A 17,028-nucleotide genomic window follows, 5' to 3' on the forward strand; every position below is an offset into this window, starting at 1 on the left:
ACATGCTCGACGCGATCAACGATTTCCTCTCCGGGAAAGTCCTCATCGTCCTCATCGTAGGACTCGGTGCGTACTTCACCATCCGTTCCCGTTTCGTCCAGTTCCGCCACTTCGGCCACATGTTTGGTGTGTTCAAGGAGTCGATCCGCGGCCAGTCCGGCCAGCTGAGTTCGTTCCAGGCCCTGATGCTGAGCCTCGCCGGCCGCGTGGGCGCCGGTAACATCGCCGGTGTCGGTATTGCTGTGACCCTGGGTGGCCCCGGCGCCGTGTTCTGGATGTGGGTGACCGCGCTGGTGGGCATGTCCAGCAGCTTCTTCGAATGCACCCTGGCCCAGGTCTACAAGCGCAGCGACGGCGACGGCCTGTATCGCGGCGGCCCGGCCTACTACATCCAGCACGGCCTGAAGCTGCGCTGGATGGCGCTGACCTTCGCGGTCCTGCTGCTGGTCACCTATGGCTTTGCCTTCAACGGCCTGCAAGCCTTCACTGTGACCCACTCGCTGCAGAACGCCTTCGACATCCCGGTGCTGTACTCGGGCATCGCCCTGGCCGTGCTGCTGGCGATCGTGTTCTTCGGCGGCATCCAGCGCATTGCGGCGGTCTCCGACCTGCTGGTGCCGGTCAAGACCCTGGCCTACATCGCCGTGACCCTCTACGTGATCGTCACCCAGATCGAACTGGTGCCGGGCATGCTGACCACCATCGTGAAGAGCGCCTTCGGCCTGGAACCGGCCTTCGCCGGCCTGCTGGGTAGCGCCATCGTGATGGGCGTGAAGCGCGGCGTGTTCGCCAACGAAGCGGGCCTGGGCAGTGCGCCGAACGTCGCCGCTGTCGCCGCTGTGCGTCACCCGGCCTCCCAAGGCGTGGTCCAGGCGTTCAGCGTGTTCCTCGACACCTTCGTCATCTGCACCTGCACCGCGCTGCTGATCCTGCTCTCGGGCTTCTACACCCCCGGCTTCGAAGGCGACGGCATCACCCTGACGCAGAACTCGCTGGCCGCCGTGGTCGGTGACTGGGGTCGCATCTTCGTCAGCGTCGCGCTGTCGCTGTTCGTGTTCACCTGCATCACCTACAACTACTACCTCGGTGAGAACGCCCTGCAGTTCATCGTCGGTCGCAGCCGCTCCGCGCTGATCGCCTTCCGCGTGCTGGTGCTGGGCCTGATCCTCTGGGGCTCGATGCAGAACCTGGGCACCGTGTTCGCCTTCGCCGACATCACCATGACCTGCCTGGCCTTCGTCAACCTGGTGGCCCTGGCGATGCTGATCAAGACCGGGCTGCGCGTGATGCGTGACTACGACGAACAACGCCGCGCCGGCATCGAGCGCCCGGTGTTCGACGCCAGCAAGTTCGCCGACCTGGACATCGACCACGATGCCTGGCGCGATGCGCACAAGATCAATTCGACTGCTCCGGCCCACGGCAGCCTGCCCGCCCAGGGCTGATCCGCTGACTTTGGTCTGATACGCGAGGCCGGGACTTCTCCCGGCCTCGCGGTTTATCCTGTGAACTTTCCTACAAGAGCACTGGCATGCGTCGAGTGAAGAATCTCTTCGTCCTCTATACCGGCGGCACTATCGGCATGCTGCAAACCGCCGAAGGCCTCGCCCCGGCTGGCGGTTTCGAAGCTCGCATGCGCGAACAACTGCAAGGCCAGGGCGAGACTCGCCTCAACTGGACCTTTGCCGAACTGCAACCGCTGCTCGACAGCGCCAACATGACCCAGGCCAACTGGCTGGCCATGCGCGACGCCATTGTCCATGCGGTGGAGCAGGGCGGTCATGACGGCGTGCTGGTGCTGCACGGCACCGACACCCTGGCCTACAGCGCCGCCGCGCTGTCGTTCCTGCTGCTGGGCCTGAAGGTGCCGGTGCTGCTGACCGGCTCCATGCAGCCCATGGGCGCGCCGGGTAGCGATGCCCCGTCGAACCTGCTGGGTTCGCTGACAGCGCTGGAGCGCGGCGTCGAGCCGGGCGTCTGGTTGTTCTTCAACGGCGAGCTGATGCACGGCGCCCGTGTCACCAAGCTGCGCAGCGACGCCTTCGATGCTTTCGCCGTACTGCCCCGCGAGCGCCAGGGGGAGCGTGCCGAGTCGCTGCCTGCCGAGTTGAGTTACCGCCAGCCGCGCCAACCGGCGAACCTTGTGGTGCTGCCGCTGTTTCCCGGTTTGCGCACCGAGCACCTGCGCGCTTTGTTGGGAACCGGCGTGCAGGCGTTGCTGCTGGAGTGTTTCGGTAGCGGCACCGGCCCGTCGGACAACGAAGACCTGCTGGCCGCTCTGCGCGAAGCCCACGCTCGCGGCGTGGTGTTGGCGGCGATCAGCCAGTGCCCGCAGGGCCATGTGGCCTTCGATGTCTACGCGGCCGGCAGTCGTCTGCGCGATGCCGGATTGGTGTCTGGCGGTGGGATGACTCGTGAAGCAGCGCTGGGCAAGTTGTTCAGCCTGATCGGCAGTGGCCTGCCGCCTTCCGAGGTCGAGCGGCTGTTCGCGCTCGACCTGTGCGGCGAGCGCGTCGACGCCCGGTAAAGGAAAGTGCCCCGCTCAGGGGCGCGACTCTTCCAGCGGCACGTTGAGCACTTCGCGCACCAGCATGGCGATGCTGCTCACGCCCATCTTTTCCTTGATCTTGGTACGGTGCACATCGACCGTCTTGACGCTGATGTTCAGCTCGCGGGCGATGACTTTGCTGGCCTTGCCATCCACCACCATCATCAGGATTTCCCGCTCCCGCCCGGTGAGCAGGTCGAGCTTGTGTTGCAGGACCTGCTTCTGTTCCTGACCTGCGTGTACCTGCACCGCGCTTTTCAGCGCCGCCTGGATGCGGTCCAGCATCTGCTGTGGGTTGTAGGGCTTTTCGACGAAATCCAGCGCGCCGTTCTTCATCGCCTTCACCGACATCGGGATATCGCCGTGGGCGGTCACGAAGATGGTCGGCAGGTTGATGCCCTTGTCGTTGAGCATTTCCTGCAACTGGAAGCCGCTGGTCTCGGGCATGCGCACGTCGAGCACCAGGCAGGCGGGGAGTCGGGGGTCATATTCGCGCAGGAACTCTTCGGCACCGCCGAAACACAGCGACTCGATGCTGACCGACTCGAGCAGCCAGGCGAGGGAGGTGCGCAGGTCCTTGTCGTCGTCGACGATGTAGACCACGGGTTTTCTAGCTTCCATCAGGCGTTGCCACTTTCTTTTTTATCGTTGTAGAGCTGCACGTAGGCCGCGTCCGCCGGGTGTAGGCCCCGGTCGTCGCAATGGCATGGCTCGGAGCATACCCATAGTCGCCGAGGCTGACGATAAAGAAACCACCTACATGACTAGCGGCCACTACCTTCTGGCGTGGTAATCGTCTGAATGTTTCGTTCCGCGGCGCTGCCCTACGCTGGCCCCCTACAAGAAAGGCCGGGCGTGCCGGCCACTCCAGCACAAGGGGCGAAGAAATGGCCAACACCCTCAGCCAGACCCAGATCGACTTCCGCAACGCCATGGCCCAGCTGCCGGCGGCGGTGAACATCATCACCACCAACGGCCCGGAAGGCCGCTGTGGCATTACCGCCAGCGCGGTGTGCTCGGTCACCGATTCGCCGCCCACGGTACTGGTCTGCGTCAACCGCGGCAGCGCGACACACGATGTGTTCCGCAGCAACGGCCACCTATGCGTCAACGTGCTGTGCGGCGAGCAGGAAGAGCTGGCCAAGCACTTTGCCGGGATGACCAAGGTCTCCATGGAAGAGCGCTTCACCTGGGACCTCTGGGACGACGGCTACGCCGGCCTGCCGGTGCTGCGCCAGGCGCTGGTGAGCCTGGAAGGGCGCATCAGCGACTGCAAGGAAGTCGGTTCGCACACGGTGATGTTCGTCGAGCTGGAAAAGGTCGCTGTGCGCGAGCGCCAGGACAGCCTGGTGTACTTCAATCGCGTGTTCCACCGCGTCGAGCGCGAAGCCGTGCTGCGCGCGAGCTGATGGCTGACTCCCAGACAACAAGAACGAGGTAATCGCCGTGACCGTGAAGATTTCCCAGACTGCCGACATCCAGAAGTTCTTCGAAGAAGCCAGCGGCGCCCTGAACGACCAAGGCGATCTGCGGGTGAAGAACCTCATCCTGCGCATCCTGCAGGACACCGCCAGGCTCATCGAAGACATGAACGTCACCCCTGATGAGTTCTGGAAGGCGGTGGACTACCTCAACCGCCTCGGCGCGCGCCAGGAAGCCGGCCTGGTCGTCGCCGGCCTGGGCATCGAGCACTACCTCGACCTGCTACTGGACGCCCAGGACGCGGCGGTCGGCATCGAAGGTGGCACTCCGCGCACCATCGAAGGTCCGCTGTATGTGGCCGGTGCACCGCTGTCCGAAGGCGAAACCCGCATGGACGACGGGAAGGACGCCGGCACCGTGATGTTCCTCTCCGGCCGCGTGTTCGACCTCGACGGCAAGCCCCTGGCCGGCGCCGTGGTCGATCTCTGGCACGCCAACACCAACGGCACCTACTCGTACTTCGACAGCAGCCAGTCCGAGTACAACCTGCGCCGGCGCATCGTCACCGACGGCGAAGGCCGCTACAAGGCGCGCAGCATCGTGCCCAGTGGTTATGGCTGCCCGCCGGATGGCCCGACCCAGGAGCTGCTCAACCAGCTCGGCCGCCACGGCCAGCGCCCGGCGCACATCCACTTCTTCATTTCCGCGCCGGGCCATCGCCACCTGACCACGCAGATCAACCTGGCCGGTGACCAGTACCTGTGGGACGACTTCGCCTATGCCACCCGCGACGGCCTGATCGGCGAGGTGCGCTTCGTCGAGGACGCGGCCGCCGCCCAGGCGCGCGGTGTGGAAGGGCGCTTCGCCGAGATCGAGTTCGACTTCCAGCTGCAGCAGGCCGTTTCCGCCGACGCCGAAGACCGCAGCAACCGCCCCCGCGCCTTGCAGCAAGCCTGATTCTGCGACCGCTCCAATCCTGCGCCGTAGGATGGCGTGGAGCGAAGCGATACCCATCAATCCGTGCACCGACCGCATGGGTATCGCTGCGCTCCACCTATCCTACGAAAGGCCGCTTAACTCAGCCTTTGCGCTCGCGATGCATCAACCATAGGAAGTACGGGCAACCGATGAACGCCGCCAGCAATCCCGCCGACACAGGCCACGGATAGGCGATATTCCGCCCCAGCCAGTCCGCCACCACCATGATCAGCGCCCCGGCTACCGCGCTCAGCAGCACTTGCGGCGCGGCACGGCGCACGCCGAGGTGGCGGGCGATGTGCGGGCCGATCAGGCCGACGAAGCTCAGCGGGCCGACGATGATGGTCGCGGTGGCGGTGAGCACCGCGGCCGTCAGCAGGATGGTCAGGTGGCTCAGCCGCAACCTCAGTCCCAGCGCGGTCGCTGTACCATTGCCCAGCGTCAGCAGGTCCAGCGGGCGAGCCAGCAGCAGGCTGACACCAATCATTACGGCGCCGACCAGCAGCCCGGTGGTCGCCGACAGCACATCCACCTGATAGGTCGAGCCGGTCATCCAGCTCATCATCGCCGTCATGCGCGGATCGCCGCTGGCCAGCAGCAGGGTGCTCAGCGAGTGCAGCAGGGTGGTCAGGCATACGCCGGTCAGCAGCAGGCGCTCGGCATTGAAGGTCTTGCGCCAGGCGAACCACAGCAGCAGGCCGAGGGTCAGCAATGCGCCGATGCTGGCGGCCGGAACCATGTAGGCCTGCGGCTGCGGCATCACCAGGAACAGCACCAGCACCGCGATCGCCGAGCCGGAGGTGGCGCCCAGCACTTCCGGGCTGGCCATGGGGTTACCGGTCAGGCGCTGCACCAGCAGGCCGGCCACGGCGAGCATGGCACCGGCAGCCAATGAGCCGAGCACACGCGGCAAGCGCCATTGCAGGATGGCGTCGCTCAGGCCGGCGTCGCCCCAGTGCCAGCCATTGGCGTCCACCGCGAAGTAGATGGCCGGCAAGGTCAGCATGCCGAGCAATATCGCTGCACCGATGATCAGCCGCCAAGGATGCTCGCGCTGCGGCTTGGCCGGCGCCAGGCGAGGGACGATGCCGCCGCTGCGCTGGCGACTGAGCAGCCACAGCAGCAACGGCACGCTGAAGACGCCGGTGAGGATGCCGGCGGGAATTTCCCCGGCGAAGCGCGACAGCTCGCGGGCGATCTGGTCCACCACGCAGAGCAGCGCAGCGCCTAGTAGCGGCGCCCAGATCAGACGCTGCCTGAGCGTACGCGCACCGCACAACCGGGCAATCGCTGGCGCGGCAAGGCCGACGAAAGCCAACATGCCCACGGCGCTGGTGACGAACGCGCTCAACGACACGGCCACGGCCAGGCCCATGACACGGGTGCGCAGCAGGTTCACGCCCACCGCGGCGGCACCTTCATCTTCCAGCCCCAATGCGGCCAGCGGGCGCACCATCAGCAGCGCGATGACCATGGCCACCGCCAGGCGCGGGGCGAGGTACAGCACGCCGTCCCAGCCGCTCTGGTTCAGCGAGCCGGCTTGCCAAAGCAGCAGGTCGATCAGGTAGTCGTGGTTGAACAGCACCAGCAGCGCGTTGAGGGACACGCAATAAAGGCTGATGACCATGCCGGCAAGGATGAAACGCAGCGGTGACAGGGTACGGCCCCAGGCGAAGGCGAACAGCAGGCAGGCCGCCAGCGCAGCGCCAGTGAGGGTGACGGCTTCCAGGCCATGCACCAGCAAGGTGGGGGCGAAGATGGTGGCGGCCGACAGGGCGAGGTTGGCGCCGGCGGACACTCCCAGGGTCACCGGCTCCGCCAGCGGGTTGCGCAGGATCTGCTGGAACAGCGTGCCGGCCAGGGCCAGCGCGGCGCCAGCCATCAAGCTCACCGCCAGGCGCGGGAAGAAGCTGAAGTGCAGCAGTACCTGGCGCACGTCGTCCAGGTTCGGCGACCACAACGCCTGCCACCAGAGGTCGCGGGGCAGGGCGCCTTGCAGGCCATGGAACACCAGCAGGCCAGCAAGGATCGTCAGCAGCAGCGTGCAGATCGCCGGGCCCAGCGGCAGGCCACTGCGCGGGGCGGAGAGGTCGAGGGTCGATTCAGACATGGGCGACCTCCGTGGCGCTGTCCAGGTAGGCCGCGATGCGTTCGGCGAGGTCCAGCACCGAGGCGGCGCCGGCATAGGGGTAGAAGCGCTGCAGGGTCAGGGTGTGGCCCTGGCGGACGGCGGGCAGGTTGGCCCAGAGGTCGTTGGGTTGCCGCAGGCTCTGCAGGCGTGCCGAAGTGGTGGGAATATCGACATACACGAGATGCGCGTCCGGCCGTTCGGCCAGCCGCTCGATGCTGACCATGGCCAGTCCCACGGGGCCGACCGGTCCCTGCCAGGCATTCTCGACGCCCAGTCGGTCGAGCACGTCCTGCACCATGCTGTTCTTGCCGTAGACGGCAGCGTGGCGGCCGTCCTGGTTGAGTACGGCGACGCACACGGGGGGCAGGCTGCGGTTTGCCAGCTTCGCCCGCAGCTCTGCCAGGCGCAGTTCGCCTGCGGCGATGTAGTCGGCGGAGGCTTGTTCGACGCCCAGCCGCCGCGCCAGGTCGTTCATGAAGTCGGTAGTGGCTTTCCAGGCGCCCTCGGGAGCGGGGTAGATCGCGACTTTCTCGGTGGGTGCAATGCCGTTGAGTCGTCGCTGCAAGGTCGGTGTCATCGGGTCGCTGAGGATCAGTTGCGGCTGCAGCTGCTGGATCAGCTCGAGGTTGGGTTCCCAGTACGGCCCCACGTCACGCACGCTTTCCGGTAGCGCCATGGTGGGCATGCGCACCCGGTAATAGCGGTCGTCGGAGATCGCCAGGGGTGGCACGCCCAGCGTCAGCAGTGTCTCGGCGGCCACCCAGTTGAGCGCGACGATCCGCGTCAGGCGCTCGCCGGCGAACACCGGCAGGCCGGACGCGCAGGCCAGCCCGCCGATGGCGAGCCCCTGCAACAGATGGCGACGGGTGAGGGACATGCACTACTCCTCGCTTGAAGCAACAGGCTTCTGAAACAACAGTCTTCTGAAACAAGAAAGGCCCCCTGCGTACAGGGAGCCCGGAAAGAGCGCGTGGAGGCGACGCGAGCCGCCTCCACGAGTGCCTTACCAGCTGTACTTCACGCTGGTCATGACGGTCCGGCGCAGGCCCGGGTAGCAGGAGATCGGGCTGTCGCAGGTCGCGGCATATTCCTCGTCCAGCAGGTTCTGGGCGTTCACCGAGAGGGTCACGTTCTTGTTCAGCGGGTAGCTCACACCGGCGTCGAACAGGGTGTAGTTGTCGACGTGGTAGGTATTGGCGTTGTTACCGTAGAGCGAGCCGGTGTAGCGCACGCCGCCGCCGATGGAGAGGCCGTCGACCGCACCTTCGTGGAAGGTGTAGTTCAGCCAGCCGTTGGCCATGTGCTCGGGCACGTTGGCCGGGCGGTTGCCTTCGTTGGCATCGTTACTCTTGGTGATCTTGGCCTTGGTGTAGGTATACGAGGCCAGCAGGTCCCAGTTCTGGTCCAGCTTGGCTTTCAGCTCGGCCTCGATGCCGCGCGAGCGCTGCTCGCCGGTGGCCTCGCTGAAGCCGGTCGGTACGCCGTTGGCATTCAGCTGGTTGGTGAGGATGTTTTCCTTGGTCAGCTCGTAGGCGGCCAGGGTGATCAACAGCGTTTCGTCTGGCTGGAACTTCACGCCCGCTTCGTACTGGTGAGCTTCGCTGGCCTTGAAGGCGCTGCCGTCGGAGCTGATGCCGGTGTTGGGCACGAAGGACTCGGAGTAGCTGACGTAGGGCGCCAGGCCGAAGTCGGTCAGGTAAGTCAGGCCGACCCGGCCGGTGAAGGCGTTGTCCTTCTGCATGCTGTGGGCGCCGACGTGGTTGTCCAGGTCGTTGCGCACGTAGTCGTAGCGGCCACCGGCAGTGAGGATCCAGTGGTCGTCGAACTTGACCTGGTCCTGCAGGTAGGCGCCGATCTGCTCGATGTTCTGGTCGTAGTCGATCGCCTGGCCGGCGAGGGTGGTGTCCTTGGTCGGACGCGGCACGCTCTGGCCGTACACCGGGTTATCCAGGTTCAGCGACGGGCCGAGGGTGCGCCAGCGGGCGATATTGGCGTCCTGCCAGCTGTAGTCCGCGCCCATCAGCAGGGTGTGCTTGATGGCGCCGGTGTCGAAGTTGGCCTGCAACTGGTTGTCGAGGTTGAAGGTGTCCATGTGCTGGTCGAAGCGATCCGCGGTGCGGATGATGTTCCGACCGACCTGCAGTTGCGGCAGCAGGTTGTTGAAGATCAGGTCGACCTGGCCGTAACGAGCGTTCTGGCGGAACTCCCAGGTGTCGTTCAGACGGTGGCGAAACTCGTAGCCCAGGGTGTACTGGTCCTGGTCGAAGTGGTTGTAGTTGTGGTCGCCCAGCAGCGTGCCGGTAGGGTGGCCATTGACGCTGTAGTCGAAGATCGAGCCGGAGTTACGGTCCCGCAGAAAGTCGGTGAGGATCGTCAGGCTGGTGTCTTCGTCCGGCGCCCAGGTGAAGGACGGGGCGATGTAGTAGCGGTTGTCCTCGACCTCGTGGCCGTCGTCGTACTCGGCCTGGGTGTTCGAGTCGCGGGCCAGGCCCACCACGCGGTAGAGGAACTGGTTCTGGTCGTCCAGCGCGCCGCCGAGGTCGAACTGGCCCTGCTTGCGGTCATGGTTGCCGCCCGTCAGTTCGACTTCGTTGATGTGGTTGGCGGTGGGCTTCTTGCTCACACGGTTGACGATGCCGCCGGCGTCGCCCAGGCCGAACAGGCTGGAGGACGGGCCACGGACCACGTCGATGCGCTCGAAGGCATAGGGCTCGCTGCGAAAGAAGGCGTAGCTGTTGTTCTGCTGACGCAGGCCGTTGAGGTAGTCGCTGGTGGCCTGAGCGTTGAAGCCGCGGATATACAGCCAGTCGAAGCCTTTCGGGTCGAGGCCATAGGCTTCCACCTTGACGCCGGGCACGTAGCGCAGCGCTTCGGTCACGGTCTGGGCCCCCTGGGCGTCCATCTGCTTGCGGGTGATCACCGAGATCGACTGGGGGATTTCCAGCAGCGGGGTATCGGTCTTGCTGCCGCTGTTGGAGGTGCGCGGCACGTAGCTGTCTTCACCCTCAACAGTGCCGGTGATGACCTGGGCGGACATGTTCAGGGTGTCGCCGCTGGCGGAGTCGGCACCCAGCAGAGTCACGCGGCTGCCTTCGACCTGGTACTTGATGCCGGTGCCCTGCAACAGGCGCTCCAGCGCCTGGGTGGGCTCCATCTCGCCGCGCACGCCGGGGGCGCGCAGGTTCTGCACCTGGGTCTGGTTGAAGACGATCTGCAGGTTCGACTGCGCGCCCAGGCTGGTCAGGGCGGACGCCAGGGACTGGGCCGGGATGTCGATGCGGACCGGGGCGGCCTCCACGGCGGAAGCCGCCAGGACCATGCCCAGGGCGGTGGCGCGAACCAGGCGTGCCAGAGGCTTCACCTTGTGCTGGGATTGCAGCGCAGTGCGGGTGCGACTCACTTGTTTAGCTCCTATGATCTTAATGCAGTTTCTAATAAGAATGATTCAGCTTTATGTGACGCGCCGGCTGGAAAAAACCGGAAAAATCCGTTCGATCTTTTTTGTTGCTGAGTGACGGCGTTATGAAGAGGGCGGCCATCCGGACCGCCGGCCGTCAATGCATCGCCATGCCGGAACCGCCCCGTGGCGCCTTGGCGCGGGGCTCCGCGATTTCCACGATCTGCCCGGCGCTCATGCGAAGCAGGCGATCGGCGACGTCGAAATAACGGTCGTCGTGGGAGATCACGATCAGCGTCTTGCCCTGGGCGCGCAGCTCGGGCAGCAGCTCGGTGTAGAAAATCCGGCGGAACTCCGGGTCCTGGTCCGCCGCCCACTCGTCGAACACCAGTACCGGGCGTTTCTCCAGCCAGGCCTGTACCAGGGCCAGGCGCTTGCGCTGGCCGGTCGAGAGGTCGGTGGTGGAGAATTCCTGGCCCTGCAGGCTGACCTTGTGGGCGATTTCCAGGCGTTCCAGGTAGCGGCTGGCTTCAGCCGGGATGTCCTGGCTGCCCTTGAGCAGGTCTTCGAAGAGGAAGTAGTCGGCGAAGATGGTGGTGAACAGTTGGCGGTAGTCATCGCGGTTGGCGTCTCCCACCGGCTGGCCGTTGAGCAGCAACTCGCCACCGCGCGGGGCGTAGAGGCCGAGCAGCAGCTTGATCATCGTCGTCTTGCCGCAACCGTTCTCACCGGCGATGAAGAGGATCTCGCCTCGGCTGACCTTGAGGTTCAGCGGGCCGACGCCAAAGCCACGGGAACCGTCGTCGGTGGGGTAGTGGTAGGCCAGGTCGCGCAGTTCGATGGACTGGAAGTCCAGCGGCTTGCGACCGTCGTCGGCCAGCAGCAGGTTCGGCTCTGGCGAGGAGAAACGCACCGACAGTTCGGCAATCCTGCGGAACGCAACCTGGGCGCGGGTCACCACCGGCAGCTGGCCGATCAGCCCCTCCAGCGGGCCCTTCATGTACAGCAGCACCAGGATGAAGCCGGACAGCGTCGCCTGGTCGGTGCTCGGCCACAGCGACTGATAGGCCAGCGCCACACCGATGACGATGAAGAACAGCGTCGAACCGAAACCCTTGGCGACGTTGAACAGGTTGATCGAGCGCAGCTGGATGTCGCAGATTTCGTCGGCGGTGCCCTGCAGGCGTTCGCTGTAGTGCTGGAAGCGGCGCGGGCGGCTGATGCGCAGCTCCTTGGCACCCTCGGCAATGGCGCGGTAGTGCTTTTGCAGCTCGTCTTCCTTGTCCCGTGCTTCGAAGAAGCCCTTGATGCCTTTCGCCCGTGCGACGTACTGCACGGCGCTGCCGACAACGATGGCCACAGCGGTGGCGAGGAACATCGGTGGTGACAGCCAGGCCAGGTAGCCCAGGCAGCCCAGCGTGGTGGTCAGCGCGACGGCCAGCGGCGCGAAGGCGAAGGCGAAGTCGCTGATGGTGTCGATGTCATGGGTCAGCACCGGGATCAACCGGTGGCTGCGGTAGCGCTCGATCTGCTCGATGGGTGCGGCGATGATCTTGCTGCCCAGATCCTTGCGCAGGCTGGCGATGACGTGCTGGCCGACATAGTTGGTGCCGCGGTCGGAGATGATCGAGCCGATCAAGGCTACGGCGCATAAGCCGGCGAAACCCAGCAGCAACGCGGCGGACATGCCTCCTTCGGAATGCAGGCCGTAGTTGATGGTGGCAAGCAGCGCGGTAATCGCGGCGCCGCCAAGAATTCCCAGCAGGGTAGCGAGGGCCAGCGGCAGCCAATAAGGCCGCAGCAACTTGAGCATTTCGCGGAAAGCGCTTGGAGCGGGAGTCTGCATCGTCTTTTCCTGGACCCGACCCGCCGGAAGGCGGGCCGCACAACGGGACGAGACGGTGCGCGAATCAGGAAATCATCGGCAAATCCGAATCGTTCCTATCAAGACGAATGAGCGGAGCGAAAGCTGAAGAGAATTTGCGAATTTGTCGCAAATGAGTCGGCGCAGCTGCCGAGGTCTCTGTAGGGGTTAGAGCTGTACGTATCGACTGGCGAGGACGGTGCGGCCCTGATTGTCCTTGCGCAGTTCCAGCGGCAGAACCTTGGGCAGGGAATCCACCAGCGCCTGGAGGTCGTCGGTGCGGTAGATGCCGCCAATGCGCATGGCGGCGACGGTGGCGTCGTCGAGGAATACCGGCTGCTTGAGGTAGCGGTTGATCAGCGGGATGGCCGACTGCAGGGTCAGGTCATCGATCACCAGCTTGCCCTCGATCCAGGCGATGGCGCCGGCGGGGGCGACCTGGGCCAGTTCGATGCGCTGGCTGCCCTGGCTGTAGCGCGCCTGCATGCCCGGCGTGAGCTGGGCGCTGTTGCCGTCGACACTGTCCGGCGGGCTGACCACCACCGAGCCTTCGAGCAGGGTGACCAGCATCTGGTGCGAGTCAGTCCAGACGTTGAAACGCGTACCGGTGACCCGCACGCTGCCGTTGTCGGTGTAGACCGAGAACGGCTGCAGGGTGTCGTGGGTGACGCGGAAGTAGGCTTCGCCGCCGCTTTTCAGCCAGGCACTGCGACGGTCGCGGAAGTCGGCGAAGAAGAGTTGCGAATTGCTGTTGAGCTCGACTTTCGAGCCGTCGGCCAGTTCCACCTCGCGTGCACCCGGTTGCGCAGCGTAATAGCCAACCCTGGACGGCAGCAGACCGGCGGACCAGCCTGCCGACCACAAGGCTCCGACCGCGACCAGCACGCCAGCGGCCACGGCGGCAATGCGCTTGCCGCTACGTGGGCGGCGCGTACTGCTTCGGGGGCGGCGCTCGCTCAGTGGTGTCGGTGCTATCGCTGCGGATGCAGCGCGCGGTGTCGGTGGCAGCAGTTCCGAGAGCTGCCAGATGTCCAGCATCGCCGCGTACTCCACCTCATGCCGCGGGTCGAGCGCGAGCCACTGCGCGAACTCGGCGCGTTCGGCATCGCTGCACTCTTCGTCGTGCAGACGCGCGCACCAATGCGCAGCTTCGGCGCTGATGCGGTCATCGTCGAACGGGGCGGGGGAGCTGGTCATCAGGAATCTCGGTAAGGCCGTTTGCGGCCGATATCACACTTTCTTTTCGCGTTGATGCGAGTGATTATAAATAAGCCTGACTCGGACTGTCAGCAGGTGCCTACAGCCTTGGCTGTTTTTTCATTAGGATGCCGCCTGGGTGGAAAGCACGTTCATCCGTTACTACAAGGAACTGGCCCTCTACCTGAACCGCAGCCTTGGCGACCGCCAGGCGGCTGCCGATGTCACTCAGGAGGCCTTCCTGCGCCTGCTCGACCGCAAGGGCGACGAGCATATCGAACAACCCCGCGCATTTCTCTATCGCACGGCGGTCAACCTCAGTATCGACCTGCACCGGCGCGGCCGTGTACGCCGCACCGAAGAGCTGGAGACCCTGGATCGCGAAGGCTGCCTCGACGAGCGCTGCCCGCAGGAGGAGGCCAGCCGCCAGCAGCAATTGCAACTGCTCCAGCGCGCCCTTGGCGAACTGCCCGAGGCCTGTCGCCGTGCTTTCCTGCTGCGCAAGGTCGAGGGTTGCAGCCATGTCGAGATCGCCGAGACCATGGGCATCTCTCGCGACATGGTGGAGAAACACATCGTCAACGCGATGAAACATTGCCGGCTGCGCCTCAAGGCCTGGAGCGGGCAGGGGTAGCTACTCCAGGCTCCCTGCCATTGTCTGCTTCGCGAGCAAGGACTGGGCGTCCCCCTCGCTCCTACAAAGAACGCCCGAACCCCGCCTGCAGGAGCGAGCTTGCTCGCGAACCGCGCGGCGCCCATCGCAATTACATACACAGACGTATGGCCTGCGCCGGGAATTAATTTCTGCGTGCCCGCACGCAGACTGCTGGCGCCGCTCAACTCTCCGTCATTCTGAAATTTTCATGACTTAGTGAGAATCATTCTAAATTTCCCAAAGCCTGTCTCGTCTCTCCAGATAACGCGCTATCGACAGCGCAAATCATGGGCGACACGCAGGAGCGAGCGCTGACCGCCGGATGGCGGGGCGCTCCAGGCAGAGCAGTAAGCCGCCGACTCCCGCGTGGTCACGCCCCACGGCCATCGCGACACAGGACATTGGCACCATGACCCAGATGATCACCCCGACCTACGACGTGCTCGGCATCGGTTTCGGCCCCTCCAACCTGGCGCTGGCGATCGCCCTGCAGGAGCAGGCGCGACGCGAGGGCCGCCATTACCACGCACTGTTTCTCGACAAACAGGCCGACTACCGCTGGCACGGCAACACCCTGGTGGCGCAGAGCGAGCTGCAGATTTCCTTCCTCAAGGACCTGGTGACCTTGCGCAACCCCACCAGCCCGTACAGCTTCGTCAACTATCTGCACGCCATGGGGCGGCTGATCGACTTCACCAACCTGGGCACCTTCTACCCGTGCCGCATGGAGTACAACGACTACCTGCGCTGGGTCAGCGAGCAGTTCGCCGAGCAGCGTGTCTGCGGCGAAACCGTCAGCCGCGTCGAGCCGGTGCAAGGCCCTGACGGCATCGAGCTGGTCAAGGTGCTCTCCACTGACGCCCGTGGCCACGAGCGCTTCCGCCTGGCTCGCAGCGTGGTGGTGAGCACCGGCGGCACGCCGCGCTTCCCGTCGGCTTTCAGCCACCTGCGTGACGACCCGAGGGTGTTCCACCACGCCCGCTACCTGGAGTGCATGGCCAAACAGCGCTGCAACCAGAACGAGCCCATGCGCATCGCGGTGATCGGCGGCGGCCAGAGCGCGGCCGAAGCCTTCATCGACCTGAACGACAGCTTCCCTTCGGTGAAGGTCGACATGGTTCTGCGCGCCGCGGTACTCAAGCCGGCGGACGACAGCCCCTTCGTCAACGAGATCTTCGCCCCGCGCTACACCGACCTGGTGTTCAACGAGCCCAAGGCCGAGCGCGAGAAATTGATCCAGGAGTTCCACAACACCAACTATTCGGTGGTGGACCTGGACCTGATCGAGCGTATCTACGGCATCTTCTACCGCCAGAAGGTGGCCGGCGTGGACCGCCATGCCTTCCTTTGCCGCCGCAATGTGGAGGCCGCCAAGGCCGACGCCGACGGTATCGAACTGACCTTGCGCGACAGCGCCACCGGAGCGGTGGAAACCCATCGCTACGACGCGGTGATCCTCGCCACCGGCTACGAGCGCAAGTCGCACCGCGAACTGCTCGCACCGCTGCAGGACTACCTGGGCGACTTCGAAGTGGGCCGCGATTACCGCGTACTGGCCGACGAGCGCCTGCACGCCGGTATCTACCTGCAGGGCTTCACCCAGGACAGCCACGGCCTGAGCGACACGCTGCTGTCGGTGCTGCCGATGCGCGCGCAGGAAATCGCCGCCTCGATGTTCGAACACCTGCCGCCGCACGAGACCGCGCACAAGCCGACGCGCCCGCTGACCGCGGAAAGCGCGTGATCCACAGGCCCGGAATCGATTTCCGGGCCGACTAAATTTCTTCCGACCCTGCTCGTCATACGGGCGGGGTCGTTGCATTCATGAAAGGGAGCCCACCATGACGCCCAGTTTCTCGCTGCCGCTGCCTGACGGCCGCCAGCTCTCCGCCGACCACGGAACCCAAGGCCTGACCCTGCTGCTCGCCGGCCAGCCGCTGCTGAACGCGCAGCGCGAAGGCGAGTGCTGGCAACTGAGTGCCGCGCCGACCGTGGAGGCATTGTGGGCGCTGGCCTACTGGACCTTCGCGGGCGATGCGCAGAGCGAGCGGGTGCAGTTCGCCGCCGCCAACCTGCCCGCCGAGGCACTCGAAAAAGGCCTGGTGAGCCGCGATGAAGTCGGCGGACGCCTGCAGATCGAGCGCACTGCGTTCTGGCAACTGGGGGCTGCCTGGCACAAGGGCGCGGCCAGCGCCAACTACCCGCAGGTCTATCGCATGAGTGGCGGCCGCCGCCATCCGTTGCGCGCACCCAAGCCGCAGGGCGAGGTGTACCGCCGCTTCGACGCCAGGCTGGGCCAGTGGATTTCCCTGCGCACCCTGGATATCGAACTGGACCTCGAGCGCTTCAACCGCTGGCAGAACAGCCCGCGCGTGCTGGAGTTCTGGCAGGAAGGCGGCACCCTGGAGCAGCACCGTGCCTACCTGGAAAAAGCCGCCGCCGACCCGCACACCACCACCCTGATCGGCTGCATCGATGACCAGCCCTTCGCCTACTACGAAGCCTACTGGGCCAAGGAAGACCGCATCGCGCCGTTCTACGAAGTGGACGACTATGACCGTGGCATCCACATGCTGGTGGGCGAGGAATCCCACCGTGGCCCGCACAAGGTGGAAAGCTGGATGACCGCCCTGGTGCACTACCTGCTGCTGGACGACCCGCGTACCCAGCGCATCGTCGCCGAGCCGCGCGCCGACAATGCGAAGATGATCGGCCACATGCAGCGCCTGGGCTTCTGGCGCGAGAAGGAATTCAACTTCCCGCACAAGCGTGCCGCACTGATGGTGCAGAGCCGGGAAACCTTCTTCGAGCGTTGCGGCCTGTGCTGACGGCGCTT

The 17,028-nt window shown here is 65.2% G+C and carries 13 protein-coding genes; 7 read left to right on the plus strand and 6 right to left on the minus strand.

Annotation, left to right across the window (positions count from 1 at the left end; translation table 11 throughout):
- Positions 1 to 2: 2 nt before the first annotated feature.
- Both ACKI1H_RS20255 and ACKI1H_RS20260 read left to right on the plus strand, forming a co-directional pair.
- Positions 3 to 1,445: an alanine/glycine:cation symporter family protein gene (locus tag ACKI1H_RS20255; protein ID WP_138523980.1), complete on the plus strand. Its 1,443-nt coding sequence runs from the start codon at positions 3 to 5 to the stop codon at positions 1,443 to 1,445.
- An 86-nt stretch (positions 1,446 to 1,531) separates the two neighbouring features.
- Positions 1,532 to 2,527: an asparaginase gene (locus ACKI1H_RS20260; RefSeq protein WP_440466095.1), complete on the plus strand. Its 996-nt coding sequence runs from the start codon at positions 1,532 to 1,534 to the stop codon at positions 2,525 to 2,527.
- A gap of 15 nt (positions 2,528 to 2,542) precedes the next feature.
- Here the strand turns inward: ACKI1H_RS20260 and ACKI1H_RS20265 are convergent, their stop codons facing one another.
- On the minus strand, positions 2,543 to 3,169 hold the full coding sequence (locus tag ACKI1H_RS20265) for a response regulator transcription factor (protein ID WP_138523984.1): 627 nt from the start codon (positions 3,167 to 3,169) through the stop codon (positions 2,543 to 2,545).
- A 266-nt stretch (positions 3,170 to 3,435) separates the two neighbouring features.
- Here ACKI1H_RS20265 and hpaC point away from each other — a divergent pair, with 266 nt between their 5' ends.
- On the plus strand, positions 3,436 to 3,957 hold the full coding sequence (gene hpaC, locus ACKI1H_RS20270) for a 4-hydroxyphenylacetate 3-monooxygenase, reductase component (RefSeq protein ID WP_138523986.1): 522 nt from the start codon (positions 3,436 to 3,438) through the stop codon (positions 3,955 to 3,957).
- Positions 3,958 to 3,994: 37 nt separating this feature from the next.
- Positions 3,995 to 4,927, plus strand: a complete 933-nt coding sequence (catA, locus tag ACKI1H_RS20275; protein WP_440466096.1) for a catechol 1,2-dioxygenase — start codon at positions 3,995 to 3,997, stop codon at positions 4,925 to 4,927.
- 121 nt (positions 4,928 to 5,048) lie between these two features.
- On the opposite strand, the gene fhuB is transcribed toward catA, so the two are convergent.
- From fhuB to ACKI1H_RS20300, 5 genes are all read right to left on the minus strand, one after another.
- The gene (gene fhuB, locus ACKI1H_RS20280) at positions 5,049 to 7,058 is read right to left on the minus strand and encodes a Fe(3+)-hydroxamate ABC transporter permease FhuB (protein ID WP_440466097.1); all 2,010 of its coding nucleotides are present in this window, start codon (positions 7,056 to 7,058) and stop codon (positions 5,049 to 5,051) included.
- On the minus strand, positions 7,051 to 7,956 hold the full coding sequence (locus tag ACKI1H_RS20285; protein WP_440466098.1) for an ABC transporter substrate-binding protein: 906 nt from the start codon (positions 7,954 to 7,956) through the stop codon (positions 7,051 to 7,053). Before ACKI1H_RS20285 ends, fhuB begins: the two co-directional genes overlap by 8 nt.
- 126 nt (positions 7,957 to 8,082) lie before the next feature.
- On the minus strand, positions 8,083 to 10,479 hold the full coding sequence (locus tag ACKI1H_RS20290) for a TonB-dependent siderophore receptor (protein WP_440466099.1): 2,397 nt from the start codon (positions 10,477 to 10,479) through the stop codon (positions 8,083 to 8,085).
- Between the two features lie 154 nt (positions 10,480 to 10,633).
- Positions 10,634 to 12,322: a cyclic peptide export ABC transporter gene (locus ACKI1H_RS20295; protein WP_440466100.1), complete on the minus strand. Its 1,689-nt coding sequence runs from the start codon at positions 12,320 to 12,322 to the stop codon at positions 10,634 to 10,636.
- 186 nt (positions 12,323 to 12,508) lie between these two features.
- A complete protein-coding gene (locus ACKI1H_RS20300; RefSeq protein ID WP_138524693.1) occupies positions 12,509 to 13,537 on the minus strand; it encodes a FecR family protein in 1,029 nt (342 codons plus the stop codon).
- 139 nt (positions 13,538 to 13,676) lie between these two features.
- Here ACKI1H_RS20300 and ACKI1H_RS20305 point away from each other — a divergent pair, with 139 nt between their 5' ends.
- From ACKI1H_RS20305 to ACKI1H_RS20315, 3 genes are all read left to right on the plus strand, one after another.
- Positions 13,677 to 14,171, plus strand: coding sequence for a sigma-70 family RNA polymerase sigma factor (locus tag ACKI1H_RS20305; protein WP_440466101.1), 495 nt, complete (start codon positions 13,677 to 13,679; stop codon positions 14,169 to 14,171).
- A 430-nt stretch (positions 14,172 to 14,601) separates the two neighbouring features.
- Positions 14,602 to 15,936: a lysine N(6)-hydroxylase/L-ornithine N(5)-oxygenase family protein gene (locus ACKI1H_RS20310; RefSeq protein ID WP_138524695.1), complete on the plus strand. Its 1,335-nt coding sequence runs from the start codon at positions 14,602 to 14,604 to the stop codon at positions 15,934 to 15,936.
- 97 nt (positions 15,937 to 16,033) lie between these two features.
- On the plus strand, positions 16,034 to 17,020 hold the full coding sequence (locus ACKI1H_RS20315) for a GNAT family N-acetyltransferase (protein ID WP_440466102.1): 987 nt from the start codon (positions 16,034 to 16,036) through the stop codon (positions 17,018 to 17,020).
- The last annotated feature ends 8 nt before the right edge of the window (positions 17,021 to 17,028 follow it).

The sequence above is a fragment of the Pseudomonas sp. YH-1 genome, assembly GCF_051990045.1.
Classification (GTDB): domain Bacteria; phylum Pseudomonadota; class Gammaproteobacteria; order Pseudomonadales; family Pseudomonadaceae; genus Pseudomonas; species Pseudomonas nicosulfuronedens.

Coding starts and splice junctions, on each gene's coding strand:
- ACKI1H_RS20255 (WP_138523980.1), top strand. CDS start 3: ATGCTCGACGCGATCAACGATTTCCTCTCCGGGAAAGTCCTCATCGTC.
- ACKI1H_RS20260 (WP_440466095.1), top strand. CDS start 1,532: ATGCGTCGAGTGAAGAATCTCTTCGTCCTCTATACCGGCGGCACTATC.
- ACKI1H_RS20265 (WP_138523984.1), bottom strand. CDS start 3,169: ATGGAAGCTAGAAAACCCGTGGTCTACATCGTCGACGACGACAAGGAC.
- hpaC (WP_138523986.1), top strand. CDS start 3,436: ATGGCCAACACCCTCAGCCAGACCCAGATCGACTTCCGCAACGCCATG.
- fhuB (WP_440466097.1), bottom strand. CDS start 7,058: ATGTCTGAATCGACCCTCGACCTCTCCGCCCCGCGCAGTGGCCTGCCG.
- ACKI1H_RS20285 (WP_440466098.1), bottom strand. CDS start 7,956: ATGTCCCTCACCCGTCGCCATCTGTTGCAGGGGCTCGCCATCGGCGGG.
- ACKI1H_RS20295 (WP_440466100.1), bottom strand. CDS start 12,322: ATGCAGACTCCCGCTCCAAGCGCTTTCCGCGAAATGCTCAAGTTGCTG.
- ACKI1H_RS20300 (WP_138524693.1), bottom strand. CDS start 13,537: ATGACCAGCTCCCCCGCCCCGTTCGACGATGACCGCATCAGCGCCGAA.
- ACKI1H_RS20310 (WP_138524695.1), top strand. CDS start 14,602: ATGACCCAGATGATCACCCCGACCTACGACGTGCTCGGCATCGGTTTC.
- ACKI1H_RS20315 (WP_440466102.1), top strand. CDS start 16,034: ATGACGCCCAGTTTCTCGCTGCCGCTGCCTGACGGCCGCCAGCTCTCC.